This is a genomic window from Mycobacterium sp. NPDC050853 (assembly GCF_040653875.1).
Lineage (GTDB): Bacteria > Actinomycetota > Actinomycetes > Mycobacteriales > Mycobacteriaceae > Mycobacterium.
In genome coordinates this window covers 140,229-155,486 of the sequence record NZ_JBFAGW010000005.1, presented here as the reverse complement: position 1 = coordinate 155,486, position 15,258 = coordinate 140,229, and the positions used below count along the sequence as shown (strand labels likewise).

At 66.0% G+C, this 15,258-nt stretch carries 15 protein-coding genes and 1 pseudogene; 6 read left to right on the top strand and 10 right to left on the bottom strand.

Annotation, left to right across the window (positions count from 1 at the left end; all coding sequences use genetic code 11):
- Nucleotides 1-78: 78 nt before the first annotated feature.
- Complete coding sequence (locus AB0H22_RS17720; protein WP_180751598.1) at nt 79-810, bottom strand: lysophospholipid acyltransferase family protein; 732 nt, start codon at nt 808-810, stop codon at nt 79-81.
- A 112-nt stretch (nt 811-922) separates the two neighbouring features.
- Between AB0H22_RS17720 and AB0H22_RS17715 the strand changes: the two genes are divergently transcribed.
- Nucleotides 923-1,708: a phytanoyl-CoA dioxygenase family protein gene (locus AB0H22_RS17715; protein ID WP_358147724.1), complete on the top strand. Its 786-nt coding sequence runs from the start codon at nt 923-925 to the stop codon at nt 1,706-1,708.
- On the opposite strand, the gene AB0H22_RS17710 is transcribed toward AB0H22_RS17715, so the two are convergent.
- Genes AB0H22_RS17710 through AB0H22_RS17700 form a run of 3 tightly spaced genes read right to left on the bottom strand, consistent with a single transcriptional unit; the run spans nt 1,709 to nt 3,820 of the window.
- Nucleotides 1,709-2,092 (bottom strand): hypothetical protein, encoded by a 384-nt coding sequence (locus AB0H22_RS17710; RefSeq protein ID WP_180751425.1) that lies wholly within the window; start codon nt 2,090-2,092, stop codon nt 1,709-1,711.
- Nucleotides 2,089-3,360, bottom strand: coding sequence for an ArsA family ATPase (locus tag AB0H22_RS17705; protein WP_180751426.1), 1,272 nt, complete (start codon nt 3,358-3,360; stop codon nt 2,089-2,091). Before AB0H22_RS17705 ends, AB0H22_RS17710 begins: the two co-directional genes overlap by 4 nt.
- Before the next feature lie 19 nt (nt 3,361-3,379).
- Nucleotides 3,380-3,820, bottom strand: a complete 441-nt coding sequence (locus tag AB0H22_RS17700) for an SRPBCC family protein (RefSeq protein ID WP_180751427.1) — start codon at nt 3,818-3,820, stop codon at nt 3,380-3,382.
- Between the two features lie 82 nt (nt 3,821-3,902).
- On the opposite strand from AB0H22_RS17700, the gene AB0H22_RS17695 reads away from it, so the two are divergent.
- The gene (locus AB0H22_RS17695; RefSeq protein WP_180751428.1) at nt 3,903-4,340 is read left to right on the top strand and encodes a nitroreductase family deazaflavin-dependent oxidoreductase; all 438 of its coding nucleotides are present in this window, start codon (nt 3,903-3,905) and stop codon (nt 4,338-4,340) included.
- Here AB0H22_RS17695 and AB0H22_RS17690 read toward each other — a convergent pair.
- Nucleotides 4,331-4,726 carry a polyketide cyclase / dehydrase and lipid transport gene (locus tag AB0H22_RS17690; protein WP_180751429.1) on the bottom strand — a complete coding sequence of 132 codons (396 nt, stop codon included), beginning with the start codon at nt 4,724-4,726 and terminating at the stop codon, nt 4,331-4,333. The two genes, AB0H22_RS17695 and AB0H22_RS17690, sit on opposite strands and share 10 nt — an antisense overlap.
- Nucleotides 4,727-4,856: 130 nt before the next feature.
- Between AB0H22_RS17690 and AB0H22_RS17685 the strand changes: the two genes are divergently transcribed.
- The gene (locus tag AB0H22_RS17685) at nt 4,857-6,671 is read left to right on the top strand and encodes a long-chain fatty acid--CoA ligase (RefSeq protein ID WP_180751430.1); all 1,815 of its coding nucleotides are present in this window, start codon (nt 4,857-4,859) and stop codon (nt 6,669-6,671) included.
- A 49-nt stretch (nt 6,672-6,720) separates the two neighbouring features.
- On the opposite strand, the gene AB0H22_RS17680 is transcribed toward AB0H22_RS17685, so the two are convergent.
- The 4 genes from AB0H22_RS17680 to AB0H22_RS17665 all read right to left on the bottom strand — a co-directional run bounded on the left by AB0H22_RS17680 (nt 6,721) and on the right by AB0H22_RS17665 (nt 10,666).
- The gene (locus AB0H22_RS17680; protein WP_180751431.1) at nt 6,721-7,878 is read right to left on the bottom strand and encodes a glycosyltransferase family 4 protein; all 1,158 of its coding nucleotides are present in this window, start codon (nt 7,876-7,878) and stop codon (nt 6,721-6,723) included.
- Nucleotides 7,879-7,896: 18 nt separating this feature from the next.
- Complete coding sequence (locus AB0H22_RS17675) at nt 7,897-9,060, bottom strand: hypothetical protein (RefSeq protein WP_180751599.1); 1,164 nt, start codon at nt 9,058-9,060, stop codon at nt 7,897-7,899.
- A gap of 65 nt (nt 9,061-9,125) precedes the next feature.
- Entirely contained in the window at nt 9,126-10,196 is a 1,071-nt protein-coding gene (gene ripC, locus AB0H22_RS17670; RefSeq protein ID WP_180751600.1) for a peptidoglycan hydrolase RipC, read from the bottom strand.
- 248 nt (nt 10,197-10,444) lie between these two features.
- A complete protein-coding gene (locus tag AB0H22_RS17665) occupies nt 10,445-10,666 on the bottom strand; it encodes a hypothetical protein (RefSeq protein WP_180751432.1) in 222 nt (73 codons plus the stop codon).
- Nucleotides 10,667-10,777: 111 nt separating this feature from the next.
- Between AB0H22_RS17665 and AB0H22_RS17660 the strand changes: the two are divergent.
- Both AB0H22_RS17660 and AB0H22_RS17655 read left to right on the top strand, forming a co-directional pair.
- Nucleotides 10,778-11,529, top strand: a pseudogene (locus tag AB0H22_RS17660) (class I SAM-dependent methyltransferase).
- A gap of 36 nt (nt 11,530-11,565) precedes the next feature.
- A complete protein-coding gene (locus AB0H22_RS17655; protein ID WP_358147719.1) occupies nt 11,566-13,371 on the top strand; it encodes a DEDD exonuclease domain-containing protein in 1,806 nt (601 codons plus the stop codon).
- Here the strand turns inward: AB0H22_RS17655 and trpD are convergent.
- Complete coding sequence (trpD, locus tag AB0H22_RS17650) at nt 13,328-14,416, bottom strand: anthranilate phosphoribosyltransferase (RefSeq protein ID WP_180751435.1); 1,089 nt, start codon at nt 14,414-14,416, stop codon at nt 13,328-13,330. The genes AB0H22_RS17655 and trpD overlap by 44 nt on opposite strands.
- Before the next feature lie 189 nt (nt 14,417-14,605).
- Between trpD and AB0H22_RS17645 the strand changes: the two genes are divergently transcribed.
- Nucleotides 14,606-15,226, top strand: coding sequence for a heme-copper oxidase subunit III (locus AB0H22_RS17645; protein ID WP_180751436.1), 621 nt, complete (start codon nt 14,606-14,608; stop codon nt 15,224-15,226).
- Nucleotides 15,227-15,258: the final 32 nt, after the last annotated feature.

Sequence of the window (15,258 nt, the reverse complement as noted above, 5' to 3'; positions counted from 1 at the left end):
GGTACCGGCACGCATGGCTGACCCACGCCCCACGGCGAGGTGCTACCAAAGATGTAGCAAAGATGCAGGGGAATCGGATTAACCGGCGGCGCTCTCCGGGATGCGGTCGGGCTGCTGGGCGACCTCGCCGTTTTCCTTGGGCTTGTCCTTGAGCGAGGCAGCGTAGATGTCGACGTACTCCTGACCGGAAAGCTGCATCAGCTCGTACATCACCTCGTCGATGACCGCGCGTTCGATGAAGCGGTTACCGCCCATCCCGTCGAAGCGCGCGAAGTCCAGCGGCTTGCCGAATTTCACGGTCACCTTGGCGAAGTGCCAGCGGGCCGTTCCCGGCGGGTTCATCGCGGTAGTGCCGACCATGGCGACAGGGATGACCGGCGCACGGGTCGCCAGGGCCATGCGCGCCAGGCCCGTCTTGCCCTTGTAGAGCCGCCCGTCCGGGGAACGGGTGCCCTCTGGATAGATCCCCAGCAGCTTGCCCTCACCGAGCAGCCGCTTGGCGGTGCTCAGCGCATTCTCGGCAGCGTCGGCGCTGGTCCGGTCGATCGGCACCTGCCCGGCCCCGCTGAAGAACACCTTCTTGAGCCAGCCCTTGAACCCCGGCTCGGTGAAGTACTCGCTCTTGGCCAGGAAGGTCACCCGACGGCGCAACACCAGGCACAAATAGAAGCTGTCCACCACAGCGAGGTGGTTGCCTGCCAGGATTACCGGCCCGGATGACGGGATGTTCTCCAGACCTTCGACTTTCGGCCGGCCCATCAGCTGCAGGATCGGCCCCATGAAGACGAACTTCAGCAGCCAATAGAACATCGCGCATCCTCTCCCGATCCCCATGAGCAGCATGGGGCTGGCGCCGAGCTTACCCTCGGCGACGGCGAAACTCCGTGGACTGTCTAAGGTCCCGAGCACTACCGTGCCGGGCATGGATACCCGCGAGATCGAAACCTTCGTCGACGAGGGATTCGTTGCGGTACGCGGCGCCTTTCCCAGGGACTGGGCGCGCGAAGCACGCGACATCATGTGGTCGCAGATCGGACCCGATCCACACGACAGATCGACGTGGACCGAGCGTGTCTGCTGGGCATACGACACCACCGGCGCCCCGGTGTTCGACAAGATCGTGAACGCTCCGCGCCTCGTCGAGACCTATGACGCGTTGGTGGGGCTCGGACGATGGGCACCGAGGCGCGAGGTCGGGATGTTTCCGATCAGGTTTCCCGAGGGCGACGAAGATGCCGACAGCCCTCCCGACGATGGCTGGCATATCGACGCCAGCTTCGCCGGGCCAGACGGGCGGTACCACGTCAACCTGTGGTCGCGGGAGCGCGCACTGCTCATGCTGTTCCTCTTCTCCGATGTGGGCGAGGAGGACGCGCCCACGCGAATCCGGTCCGGCTCGCATAGGGACGTTCCGATGCTGCTGGAGTCATTCGGCGCCCAGGGCACCGATGTCTTCAGTATCGGAGAGCAATGGGACGCGGTGTCCCAGAATCGTTCTGAGGTGCTCGCGACCGGATCTGCCGGAGATGTGTTCGTATGCCATCCGTTCCTGATCCATGCCGCGCAGAAGCACCGCGGCCATGAGGCGCGGTTCCTGTCACAGCCTGCCCTACCTCTACGCGAACCGCTGGTGCTGGATCGCGACGGAGACGCGGATGGCGACTACTCCCCCGTTGAACAGGCAGTCCGCCTCGGTCTCGGGCGCTGACTACTCGTCGATATCGACTGGAATCGGTTGGTAGCCAGTCGATTGCGAGCTTGGCGGCGGTGGCGGGAAGGGACTCTGGTAGCCACCCTCCGGGCCGTCGGGGTCCTCAGGGTCGCCCGATCCATCCGCCGACTCGATCATCGCCCGCACCACCATCACCAGGGCGAGGCTGTGTTCGGCGATGGTCGCCAGCAGCGGATGGTGCTCACCCTCGACAAGGGCTGCCAGCGCACAGACCGGGCAGAACAACTGGTTGCAATTTCCGGGAATGCCGCCGTCGGCCGGGGCACGCGCGGCCAGTCGCAGCGCCGGGTCGAGCTTGTCGAGGATTGAGGCGGCCAACGCCCGCAGTTCGGGGCCGAGTTCCGGATGGGTACCCGTCACGTAGGCCACACCTCCGGATCCGCTCTAAACCGTATGGTCAGCTCGCCACCGACAAGCCGGGCATCGACAACCACACAGCGCCGCAGCACGGAGGCCAGCCGGACCCGCCGACGCATCCCGTTTGCGCCGATGACCAGGTCATCTCCCACCCGGCCAAGGCTCAGCGTGGCCGGGTCGATCTGCGGCAACTCTAGCCGTAACCGATAGTGGGTGTCGGCCCCGGATCCGGATTCGTGCTCAACGACGGTCGCCAACGGCGCCGGGGGCTTGGCGCCATCGCGGCGCCGCACCGCGTCGGCGAGTTCGCTGAGGGCCTCCGACCCGATGGGCTCGCGCGACAGGTGCGGCACCAGCAGCATCTCCACATCGCCGATCATCTGCCCCAGCTCGTCGAGGACGGCGGATTGATCGGCGATGCGCTGCATGTACCAGTCGAAGGCCGGATGGGCCGGCAGGTTGTGATACTCGTACGAATCATCTTGAATGAGAACCTGATTGACGATCACCTGATCGATGCGCACACCCATCAGCGCCAACGCCCCCACGGTGCGGATCGCCTCGGCCACCACCACCCGTTCGGGAGTCAGCACCAAGTGCGCCCCTACCCGATCAGGGTCCGCGAGCAGGCCTGCGAGCCGATCTGCCGACGCCGCAACACGTTCCAGTAGTTCGGCGAGAATCAGGGCACGAGGGGTGCCGATACCACCGAGCCGACGATGCCGCGGCCAAGCCCGTTCCAGATACATCGAGAAGGTTCCCGGCAGGGTCAGCATGCGCAACGCATCGGCCGTTGAGGCACAGTCGACAACGACGACATCCCATTCGCCCGTCTCGGCGAGCTGTTGGACCTCGTGCAGGCCGAGCATCTCCTGAACTCCCGGCAACGCGGAAAGCTCTTCGGGGGCAAGCGATCCGATATCCGATTCGGGGTACTGCGCGGCGATCGTCTCGGCGATGTCGCCCCAGCGACGCTCCAGCAGGCCCAGGGTGTCCAGGGCCATCACGTCGAGTTGACCCCCGTACGGGTCCTCGAACACCCGCACAAAGTCAGCGCCCGGAGAGGGATCGACCCGGACACCGAAGACATCACCAAGGGAATGAGCCTGGTCGGTGGATACCGCAAGCACCCGCTGCCCGGCGCGCGCATAACGCACGGCGGTGGCACCGGCCAGCGTCGATTTACCCACGCCCCCCTTGCCGACGAAAAGGCCGATGGTGGCTGTCAACGGCGCCTGGACTTCGGGGGCGACGTCTGCGGGGCGGGACACGAGCTTCTCCCCGACGTCGCTAGCGGTCAGATTCGACTCGCTTCTTCAGATCCTTGAGCGCGGAATCGGTGATCTTGCGTTCGGCCTTGCGCTTCAGCATTCCGATCATCGGAATTTGAAGGTCGACCGCGAGCTCATAGGTCACCTCGGTGCCAGACCCCTTGGCCGCCAAAAGGTATGTCCCTTCCAGCGAACGCAACAGGGAACTTTCCGCCAGGGTCCAGGTGACCTTGCGGCCATCCGCGGACCATACATACTCAAGGACCTGGGTGTCTTTGAGGACACCGGCGTCCAGCACCAGACGTGCGCGCTTGACCCTGCCCTCGGAGTCGGTGTCGAGCACCTCGGTTTCCTTGTACTCCGACACCCATTCCGGGTAGGCGCCGATATCGGCGATCACCGCCATCACCTTGCCGGGTTCGGCATCGATGGCAATCGTCTGGGTAGTCTTCTCAGCCACCTGACAGACGCTACCCTTCTCACTGGCAGTCGGATACTCCCATCCTGGCATTTCACTGCAGCCTCGCGAAGGAGAGACGCCCATGAGCCGTCTAGTGGCGAAGGTGCTCGGCGTGCACCAGAGCATCTACATCGCGTCGAAAGGCTATCTGGGTCATCATGTTCCGGGAATGGCGCCTAGCCTGTTGTTGACCTCAACCGGCGCCAAGACCGGGGCACAGCGGATCAACTCGCTGACCTATGCCAAAGACGGCGACAATCTCGTCATCGTCGCCTCGAACGGCGGCGCCCGCCGCAATCCCGCCTGGTACCACAATCTCAAGGCGCACCCCGATGTGCAGGTGCAGCTGGGCAGGGACAAACGCCGTGCCCGTGCGAAGGCTCTGCTGCCCGGCGACACGGATTACGAGCGCCTGTGGAAGTTAGCCGATACCAACAACTCTGGCCACTACAGCGCCTACCGGCGCGCGACCTCCCGGCCCATCCCGGTGGTCGTGCTGGCTCTGGCTGATCAGGCCTGACGCACGCGCGCTTCGCCGATGGGCCGCCCGGCCTCGAGCTGCTGCTTGATCCCGAACGCAAACCGCTTCCCGGCGATGCGGCGGGCATGATTGAGCTTGGCCAGATTCAACTTGGCCACGTGCGCGGCACTGGCACCCGAGGGCTCGGCATGCAGGAAGTAGTGCAGGATCGCACCATCCAGCACGGGCTCAAGCCACACCTCCATGGTCCCGGTCAGTGGTCCTGCCACCGTCCAGCGGATACCCTTCTCGCCACGCTCCTCCACGGCATTGAGCTGCAGGTCTGGCCACCAACGGCGCCAGTCCGCGGAGTTGGAGACGGCGCGGCCGATGTCCACGGGATCTGCCGCGATAAAGGTCTGGTCTGCGACCTGAATGCTGTTCATCGCGGACAAGCTTAAGCCTGGCCCCCTCCGAGACCGTGATGTGCCTGCACAGACGCATTCTCGGGCGCATCCGCGGCGAAAAATGAGGCAACGGCTCCGACGATCTGTAGGCCGCGACTAGTCTGAGCAGGTGCGAGAGTTCAGCGTCCCTGCCCCGTTCACCGTCGAAGACAACGCCTCGGTTGTCCGCGCCGTCTACGACTACGAGCGTGAAGATCCCAACCAAGCGGTGTTCTCCCGTCTCATCGACGGCGCCTGGACACCCGTCACCTACGCAGAGGCCGCCGCGCAGATCCGTGCGGTGGCCAACGGTCTGATCGCCAAGGGTGTGGCGCCCGGCGACCGAGTGGCACTGATCTCGGCGACACGTTTCGAGTGGACGATCATCGACTACGCGATCCTGTCGATCGGCGCGATCACCGTGCCTATCTATGAGACCTCCTCGGCCGATCAGGTCCGGTGGGTATTGCAGGATTCCGCCGCAGTGGCACTATTCGTGGAAACCGATGCCCACGCCAAGATCGCCGAACAACTCGCACCCGAGCTGCCCGACCTGCGCACCGTGTTTCACATCGACACCTCGGGTGCGCCCGCGGCCCTCGACGAGCTCGCCGAGGCGGGCGCCGGGGTGGACCCCGCCGAGCTCACCGGCCGGCTCGACGCCATCAAGGCCACCGATCCCGCGACACTCATCTACACCTCGGGTACCACTGGACGCCCCAAGGGCTGCCAGCTCACCCACTCCAATCTGGTGTACGAAACCCGCGGCGCGCGTTCCGTTTTCCCCGACTATTTGCAGAAGGGCAGCCGGACGCTGATCTTCCTGCCGCTGGCTCACGTGCTGGCGCGCGGTATCGCGATGGCCTGCTTGCAGTCCAAGGTCACCGTTGGGTTCACCAGCGATATCAAGACCCTGGTGCCGACGTTCGGGGTCTTCAAGCCGACCTTCATCGTCTCGGTTCCCCGCATCTTCGAGAAGGTGTACAACACCGCCAGTCAGAATGCCCAGAACGACGGCAAGGGAAAGATTTTCGACGCCGCCGCCGACACCGCCGTCGAGTACAGCCAGGCACTGGACAACGGAGGCCCGGGCATCGTGTTGCGCGCCAAGCGTGCTGCCTTCGACAAGCTGGTCTACGGGAAGCTGCGCGCGGCACTCGGCGGTGAATGCGTGGCATCGATCTCCGGTGGCGCCCCGCTGGGCGCCCGGCTGGGTCACTTCTACCGCGGCGTTGGCCTGACCATCTACGAAGGCTATGGCCTCACCGAGACGACGGCGGCGTGCGCGGTGAACGTTATCGGCGGCCTCAAGATCGGCAGTGTCGGAAGGCCGTTACCCGGTAACGCAGTCAAGATCGCCGCGGACGGCGAGCTGCTCGTGTCTGGTGGCGTGGTGTTCAGCGGGTACTGGAAGAACGACACCGCCACGAACGACTCGATCGTGGACGGGTGGTTCCACACCGGCGACCTGGGCGCGATCGACGAGGACGGCTTCGTCACGATCACGGGCCGGAAGAAGGAAATCATCGTCACCGCCGGTGGCAAGAACGTCGCGCCCGCGGGGCTTGAGGACCATCTGCGCGCCCACCCGTTGATCAGCCAGGCGATGGCCGTCGGCGACAAGCAGCCGTTTATCGGTGCACTGATCACGATCGATCCGGACGCCTTCGACGGTTGGAAGTCCCGGAACGGCAAGCCACGAGAAGCCACCGTCGCCGATCTCACCGAAGACCCGGATCTGATCGCGGAGGTCGAAACCGCGGTAAAGGCCGCCAATCAGGTTGTCTCCCATGCCGAAGCGATCAAGAAGTTCCGGATCCTGCCGGTCGACTTCACGGAAGCCACCGGCGAGATGACACCGACGCTCAAGGTGAAACGCAAGGTGGTGGCCGAGAAGTTCGCGGCCGATATCGACGCCATCTACGCGGGGGCACCCGCCGGATAGTCAGCATCAGCCGAAGGGCGGCAAGCCAAGTCGATACTGCTCGACGGGGTCAGACGGAGGCGCTCACCAGCTCGGCGAATCGCGCGGCGTGGTGATCCCATCGCCAGTGATCGGTCACCCAGGTGCGCCCCGCCGCCCCCATCATGGCGGCGCGCGCCGGGTCGGACAGGATCTGGACAATCGCGTCGGTGATCGCGGGGACCGACCTGCCGTCGACGACGAGTCCCGTCTCGCCATCACACACGGTTTCCGGTGCGCCCCCTGAGTTTCCGGCGACCACCGGAACACCGCAGGCCGACGCCTCCAGGAATACGATTCCCAAGCCCTCGACATCGAGCCCCGCGCCGCGGGTGCGGCAGGGCATCGCGAAAACATCGCCCATCGCGTGATGGGCGGGTAGTTCCTCCCACGGCACGCCGCCGGTAAACACCACATGCTCATCAACGCCGAACCGATTAGCCAACGCGCGCAACGGTTCCGCATACGGACCGCCGCCCACGATCACCAGCGCCGCACCGTCCACGCGTTCCCGGATCGCCGGTAGCGCCTCGATGAGCATGTCTTGGCCCTTGCGCGGAACGAGCCGGGAGACGCACACAATGGTCGGCCGGTCGCTGAGCCCATAACGGCGTCGCAGCTCCTCGCGTGCCGCCGGGTCGGGGCGGAACCTACGGGTGTCGACACCGGCAGGCAGATGTTCCAGCGCGGCGCGCGGACCGAAGGCCGAGGCGAAACGTCCGCGGGTGTAGCGGCTGACGTAAGTGATCACATCGGTGCTCTCCCCGATCTGCCGGAGAGCGGACCGCGCCACCGGGAGCATCGACCAGCCCACCTCGTGCCCATGTGTACTGGCGGCCGTCACAGCAGCGCCGGCTGCCTTCGCCGCCGACGACAACAGTGCAAGCGGAGCCGCCGCCCCGAACCACACCACATCAGACCGCTGCGACCTGATGAGGTCCACCATGCGCTGGCGGACACCGGGTCCCGGAAGCATCAACGAGGTCGGGTGCCGCACCACGTCGTAATCGGCGGCGGCATCGTACCGCTGACACCCCTTCCACCGCGGCGCGTACACGGTGACCTCGTGCGATCCGGCCAGGCGGGTCACCAGCTCCTGCAGGTAGGACTGAATGCCACCGGGCCTGGGTGGAAAATCGTTGGTGACCAACAGAATCCGTTGCCGCTGGCCGCCAATGTGAGAGGTCACAGTCCAACCGTACTGGGCCTAGCGCAGTGGACGCGAGCCGAGCCAGCCCCGCCACTGCCGCACCAGCGTCGCCTCGTCAACGCCCAATGCACGCTGAATCGCGGCGCCCTGCGGGTCCGGCACAAACGCGGCGCCATATCGATACAGCTTCACCAGCTGGGGCTCACCGAAGGTTTCGGCGACGTATTGCGCCACCGACCAGGCTTCCTCATAGGCCTGCGTGCGATGCGTGTCAGGAGTGTCGAGCTCCGCATCGGTGGGCAGATGATCCGGAATCCGCCCCGCGGCAAGGGCACTCGTCAACATGGGCGCCGCATTCCGGAAGGGAGTACCGCTACCCCGCCGCCCGTTGTAGTCGGCCACGCCCTCCACCAGCCAGAGAGGAGCATGGTCGCCGGTGAGCGTGCGCGCCGCCGCATGGAAGAGCTCATGACGCAGCACCACGCGGAACTGATCGGGCGGGAGCGCTGCCGAGCCGGCTGCGAAAATCACGCGCTGTCCCACGGCAACTCCACTATCAACACGGTCGGCGACGGCCGCGGCGGCTATTCCGTCGGTGCGCTCCCCGCCGACTACAGCGGCGAACTCCGCATCGGATCCGGCCGCAACCAGTAGCACCCCCGAATGCCAGCCCGCCCCCCAGAACTCCGACAGCGACCTCAATGCACCGTCTACCTCGTCGGTCAGTCGTGGCATGACCGCCGAGCCGGGATGCCCGAGCACCACCACGTCCCGGTCCCCCACCTTCTTACGCGCCTCCACCACCGGAGCGAACTGCCAGGGCACGGCGGCCGCGCCGGCGTCGAACAACCGCCAGTCGTCCTTATCGCGCGACACACCGACGGTGGTGGGGCGTTGGACGGCAACCTTGTCCACCCCGCTGACCGCATAGACCAGCGTCGCGTCCAGTCGCCATTGTTGGTGCTGGACAACGGGATCAGCGGGAACTTCGGCTGCCAGTCGGAATTCGAACGTATCTGTCTTCAGCCCTGAGAGATTCTCCTGCAACCGCAACTGAGCCTCGATGAACTTGGGCCTGTCGGGGGCGAGCAGGGCACGCAACGCCGTGGCATCACCGCTGCGCAGCGCTTCCGAGTAATGCGTCAACAGTGCTCGAATCGAGGTGCGCGCGTCATTCATCGGTGCGGCAGGCTGTGCTCCACAACCCCCGCACAGAATCACCAGGACCGCCATGAAGAGCGATATCCGGCGTGCTACCCCGGGCACACGAGAACGATAGCCGCGGCTTAGTAGCGGCGCGCGTTGTAGATCGGGCCGGATGAGGTGATCGGCACGACCGCGACCGGAACGCCGTACGTGGAGGCGTGCACCATCATGCCGTTCCCGACGTATAGGCCGGTATGCGAGGCGTCTCCATAGAAGTTGATGACATCGCCCGGCTGCAGTTCGTTCAGCCCGACGGGTGTCCCACCACGCGCCAGCGCCTGGCTGGAGTGCGGCAGCGACACGCCTTGCTGACCCCAAGCCCACATGACGAGGCCCGAGCAGTCAAAGGCGTTGGGGCCCGAACCGCCCCACGAGTAGGGCGCGCCGATACGGGTCAGTGCCGCCGCGACGGCGTTCGAACCGGCCGCGGAACCGCCGCCAATGGCGGCCTCCGGTGCGGGTGCGGCCGCCGCGGCCTGCATCAGCGGCTCCGGTGCATCGGCCTCCTGACCCGATTCAGCGGGCGGAGGCACGGGCGCCGGTGCTGCCAGCTGCGCACGCTGGCCCGGGCTCAGGGTGTTGTACTGCGATTTGACGACCGCGACCTGCAGCTGCAGCTGGCTCTGTTTGGCCTGCAGCGAAGCGCGTACGTTCTTGGCCTGCTCGGCGGCCACCCGGGCATTCTCGGCGGCATCACGTGACCGCTGCTCGGCCGCATCTGCTGAGGCGAGCGCCGCACGGTAACTGTCCATCCGGCCACGCATCTCGGTTCCCACCGTGCGCTGCACCGACAACTGGTCGATGAGGTTCTGCGGCGAGTTGGACGTCAACACGGCGCTGTAGCCGCTCGTGTTACCGCCCATGTAGGCAGCCACTGCTGCCTTGTTGATATCGACCTGGTAGCTGGACACCGCCGTGCGTGCGGCCGTCGCGACGGCTTCGTCGGCGAGGACAGACTTCTCCGCGTCGCGCTGAGCGGCCAGCTTGGCGTCGAGATCGACCTTCGCGGAGTTAGCCGCCTCGGAGGTTGCCTCGGCCTGGCGGGACAGCTCGTTGAGCTTCTTGACGGCGTCGCCATTGGGGTCCGCGGTGGCGATCTGACCACCCGCAAATACCCCTCCGACCAGTACCGCAGCAGTTGCCGCGAGCATCATCCGACGGAGTGGTGAGGGCGTCGATCGATCCGTGTGATCTCGAAGAAGACGCCCGACACTCAACTGACTACATCCCTTTACTGCAAATGGATCGCCGCGAACTCCGGCGCTGATAGGTCTCAGATAGGTTACGAAATGGCATCGGCGTTGTCCACCGCAGTGTGGAATGACGTCAATATCACGTAAGCGCCGGTTCGCCTCCCCGTCTCCGGGGCGGGCCATCACGTACCTCTTCCGAGTGTGCCCTATGCGACTCCGGCATCGCGTGTCAGCGGGGTGACAGGCGTGTCGCGATCACGGTGAATCGGCACGAGCCGCAGCCGTGGCGCAAGCCCCACCTCGGCCAACACCTCCAGCGCGGCGCGCTCGTCGTCACCGAGCGTCTGCGGGACACCCAGCAGCACACTGACCACGCAGTCATCGCATCCCGGGCCGCGCATCGCGCAATCGTCACAATCGATGAGCATGGCTCCTCCTTTCGCATACATCGTTCTTCGGGGTTCTTCGGGGTTCTTCTGGTTTGACCGGACGGTAACCGCGACCACCGACAGGTAGTCGTTCCCTGGCACGCTGGCGGTATGACCGAACAGACACGACCGGCACATACCGACCGCCACCGGGCCGAGTCGTTTGGAGAATCCGCCGACGCCTACGACCGCCACCGCCCCCGCTATCCCCAGCCGCTGATCGATGAGCTCGTTTCTCGCGGGCAGACGCGCGCCCTCGACGTCGGAGCAGGCACCGGGATCGCCGCGGCGCAGTTGATCTCGGCCGGTGCGCAGGTGCTCGCCATCGAGCCTGATGCCCGGATGGCGCGGGTGGCGGCTGGGAAGGCATCGACGTCGACGTGGCGACGTTCGAGGACTGGCAGCCAGCGGGTAGGACCTTCGACCTGGTGCTGTTCGCCCAGTCCTTTCACTGGGTACAGCCGATTGCAGCGCTACAAAAGGTGGGGACGGCACTTCGCCCCGGTGGCCGACTCGCCCTCATCTGGAACCGCATTCAGCCCACCGCCCCGACTCGGGACGACCTGGACACCGTCTATGCCGATTTCATGGACACCACGAGGCGCCCCTCCGTGAACACGGAGGACACCGTCTCCCCGATCATCGAGAAATCCGGATATCACGTGCAGCACCTGCATTTTCTGGAGCGGCCACATTTCTCCACACGCGCATACCTCGACATGGTCTTCACCTACTCCAACCACCTCACCCTCGATGCACCCACGCGCAGCGAGCTGCGGGCCCGGCTCGAGCAGAAGATCGGCGCCGACGGCGTCGATACGACGAACGATGCGCTCGCGCTGATCTGTACCCCCGTGGCGTGAGCCCGATATGTCGGTCCCAGGACTTACGGTCACGTCATGACGCAAATGACCTTCGACGAGGTGCACTCCTCGTCGGGGTCGTCGGCACAAGCACTGCGCGACACCACCTTTGTGGTGGTGGACCTGGAGACCACCGGCGGCAGCGCCGAGAATGACGCGATCACCGAGATCGGCGCGGTCAAGGTGCGCGGCGGTGAGGTGCTCGGGGAGCTGGCCACACTGGTCGATCCGAAACGAGCACTACCACCGCAGATCGTCCGCCTCACCGGCATCACCTCGGCGATGCTGGTGGACGCTCCGCCAATCGAACAGGTGCTCCCCAGCTTTCTCGAATTCGCCCGCGGCACAGTCCTGGTGGCCCATAACGTCGGCTTCGATATCGGGTTCCTCAAGGCGGCCGCACGGCAGTGCGGGATCGACTGGCCCCAACCAACCGTGCTGTGCACGGTCCGGCTGGCCCGCCGAGTGCTGTCCCGCGACGAGGCCCCGCGAGTCAGCCTGGGTGCTCTGGCGCAGCTACTCGGCGCGTCAACCACCCCCAACCACCGGGCGCTCGACGATGCCCGGGCCACCGTCGACGTGCTGCACGCGCTGATCGGCCGGGTGGGCAACCAGGGCGTCGACACCATGGGCGAGCTGCGACGGTACCGCACCCAGGTGCCCAACGCTTTGCGCGACAAGCGCTCCCTGGCCGATGGAATGCCTTACGCCCCAGGCGTTTATCTGTTCCGCGGGCCTGCAGGCGAAGTGCTGTACGTGGGCACCGCAGTCAACCTGCACAGACGGGTGCAGCAGTACTTCACCGGCGCGGACCCGCGTGGCCGGATGCGCGAGATGGTCACCATCGCGACCGCGGTGGACCACGTGACCTGTGCACATCCCCTGGAGGCCGCGGTTCGCGAACTGCGGCTGCTGGGTGCGCACGCACCGCCGTACAACAGAAAATCTCGATTCCCGCATCGCTGGTGGTGGGTGGTGCTCACCGAGGAGCCCTTCCCCCGTTTCGCGGTCGTCCGCACCACAAACGCTCGGCCCATGCTCGGCCCATTTCGCGCACGTGGCGACGCGGTGACCGCCGCCCTGGTACTCGCCCGGTTCACCGGCGTGCGCACCTGCACGAGGCGTATCGGAGCCGCTGGGCGGCATGGCCCGGCCTGCGACGGCCAGTCCTACCCCCATGACACCGCCTCCCCATGTCCCGCACCTGCGGGGGTGGATGCGGTGGGATACCGGGACGCCCTCGACCAGGCATATGCAGTCCTCGCCGGCACCCACGGCCAGCCGCTACACGCTATGTGTGAGCGGGTGGCAGAGCTGGCAGACCTGCGGCGCTACGAGACCGCCGCGCGACAACGGGATGCGACGGCCGCAATCGTCGAGGCACTGGCCCGCCAGCACCGCCTGTATGCCCTCTCACGCATCGAGGAGCTGATCGCTGCGCGCCCCGACGGCGAAGGCGGCTGGCAGATCGCCGTGGTCCGCTACGGGCAGCTGGCCGGGGCGGCGGTCGCCCGCCGCAGCGTCCCCCCGATGCCGGTGGTGGCGGCCGCCTCCGTGTCGGCTCAGGTGGTGTTGCCGACACCCGAACCGTTCGGCGGGGCCGCACCCGAGGAGATCGGGCTGATTACCCGCTGGCTCGCCGAGCCCGGCGTACGCATCGTGTCCTCGACCGATGGCTACGCCGAGGCGACCGGATGTTCCGGACCGCTACGCGAGTGGGCGGCGACTGCACGCAGCGCACGGATGGCGAGCACTGCCCACCAGGACGACTGGGGAATGGCTGAACTCGTCAGGGTCGCTACGCCTGACCCGCATCCTGCTGCGCCCCGAGCCGCCGGCTGACGGCGATCCAGCTGTCGAGTAACGCCGCTGCCGCTCCCGAATCGATGGCCGTGGCCACCCGCGCGAGCGCATTTTCCCAGGCGGGCACCCATTGAGCATCGCTGGCCAGGCCTGCATGGGCGACCATGGCGCCGGCGGCATTGAGTAGCACCGCGTCACGAACCGCGCCCTTGTCACCGGCCAGCACCGCCCGGACCTCGGCGGCATTGAAATCGGGATCACCGCCGACCAGTTCCTCCAGCCTGGCACGCGCGAAACCAAATGCCGCGGGATCGAACCGCAGCTTGTCCACCGTGCCCGCCTGCACCCGCCAGATGGTGCTGGTCGTGGTGGTGGTCAGCTCGTCGAGCCCGTCGTCACCGTGCACCACCAGCACACTGGACCCGCGCCCGGCGAAGACCCCCGCCGTCACCTCGGCGAGATCGGCGAAGGCACAGCCGATCAGGCCGGCTCGCGGGCGGGCCGGATTCGTCAGCGGCCCAAGCAAATTGAATACGGTGGGCACTCCGATCTCGCGACGTACCACCGAGGCGTACCGATACGACGGGTGGAAATGCGGCGCGAAGCAGAACCCGATTCCCACCTCGGCGACACTGCGCATCACCTGATCGGCGCCCAGGTCGATGCGTACCCCCAACGCCTCCAGCGTGTCCGCGCCGCCGGCCAACGACGACGCCGCCCGATTGCCGTGCTTGACCACCCGTACGCCGCACGCCGCCACCACGATGGAGGCCATGGTGGAAAGGTTCACTGTGTTCGCGCCATCGCCGCCGGTGCCGACAATGTCCACGGCGTCCGTGGAGATCCGGTCGCCCTGCTCATCCGAGGGGAAACGGATCGCGTGGGACAGCATGGTGTCGGCGAGCTCCCCAACTTCTTCCGAGGTCGGGCGCTTCATCCGCATCGACACCCCGAAGGCCGCGATCTGAGCCGGAGTGGCCGTACCCGTCATGATCTGATCCATGGCCCAGGCCGCCTGTCCCGCCTTCAGGTCGCGACGGGCCGTCAGCTCCCCCAGTACCTGGGGCCAGGAATGTTCCAGCACGCCGCAAATGCTCCCATGGAGACAACGGCGACCACAAAGAAGTAAATCGCCCGGGGCCTGCCGCGACACGCCGGGCCGACGGCACCGGAATCCCTCCCGCCGGAGGCCACACGCATTGTCGAGCGTCGGTCACAAATCAATGTCGGACCCGGGTGGCTCTCGACAACTACAAAGCGTCATACTTACGGCGTGACGACCGCAGCAGCCCCAGGATCGCCGGCGGGAACCGCCATTACCCAGCGGGTTCATTCGCTGAACCGCCCCAACATGGTGAGTGTTGGCACCATCGTCTGGCTTTCCAGTGAGTTGATGTTCTTTGCTGGGCTCTTCGCGTTCTACTTCACCGCCCGGGCCCAGTCCGGCGGACAGTGGCCACCGGAGCCCACCGAGCTGAACATGGGGCTGGCCATCCCGGTCACCGCCGTCCTCGTCGCCTCGTCCTTCACCTGTCAGATGGGTGTGTTCGCCGCGGAAAAGGGCGATGTGTTCGGGCTGCGCCGCTGGTACATCATCACCCTGATTATGGGCACCTTCTTCGTCCTCGGCCAGGGCTACGAGTACATGAACCTGGTCCGTGAGGGCACCACCATCGCCGGCAGCGCCTACGGCTCAACGTTCTACCTGGCCACAGGTTTTCACGGTCTGCACGTTATCGGCGGTCTCGTCGCCTTCGTCTACCTGCTGGTTCGCACCCGGATGAGTAAGTTCACTCCGGCCCAAGCGACCTCCGCGATCGTGGTGTCGTACTACTGGCACTTCGTCGACATCGTGTGGATCGCATTGTTCGCCACCATCTACTTCGTCCGTTGATCCAGCCCGACCCGGTGAAGGGAGCACAACAG

Bases quoted from the DNA above. Each gene is read 5' to 3' on its own strand.
- AB0H22_RS17720 (WP_180751598.1), bottom strand. From the start codon at position 810: ATGTTCTATTGGCTGCTGAAGTTCGTCTTCATGGGGCCGATCCTGCAG.
- AB0H22_RS17690 (WP_180751429.1), bottom strand. From the start codon at position 4,726: ATGAACAGCATTCAGGTCGCAGACCAGACCTTTATCGCGGCAGATCCC.
- AB0H22_RS17695 (WP_180751428.1), top strand. From the start codon at position 3,903: ATGAGCCGTCTAGTGGCGAAGGTGCTCGGCGTGCACCAGAGCATCTAC.
- AB0H22_RS17665 (WP_180751432.1), bottom strand. From the start codon at position 10,666: ATGCTCATCGATTGTGACGATTGCGCGATGCGCGGCCCGGGATGCGAT.
- AB0H22_RS17655 (WP_358147719.1), top strand. From the start codon at position 11,566: ATGACGCAAATGACCTTCGACGAGGTGCACTCCTCGTCGGGGTCGTCG.
- ripC (WP_180751600.1), bottom strand. From the start codon at position 10,196: ATGCTCGCGGCAACTGCTGCGGTACTGGTCGGAGGGGTATTTGCGGGT.
- AB0H22_RS17715 (WP_358147724.1), top strand. From the start codon at position 923: ATGGATACCCGCGAGATCGAAACCTTCGTCGACGAGGGATTCGTTGCG.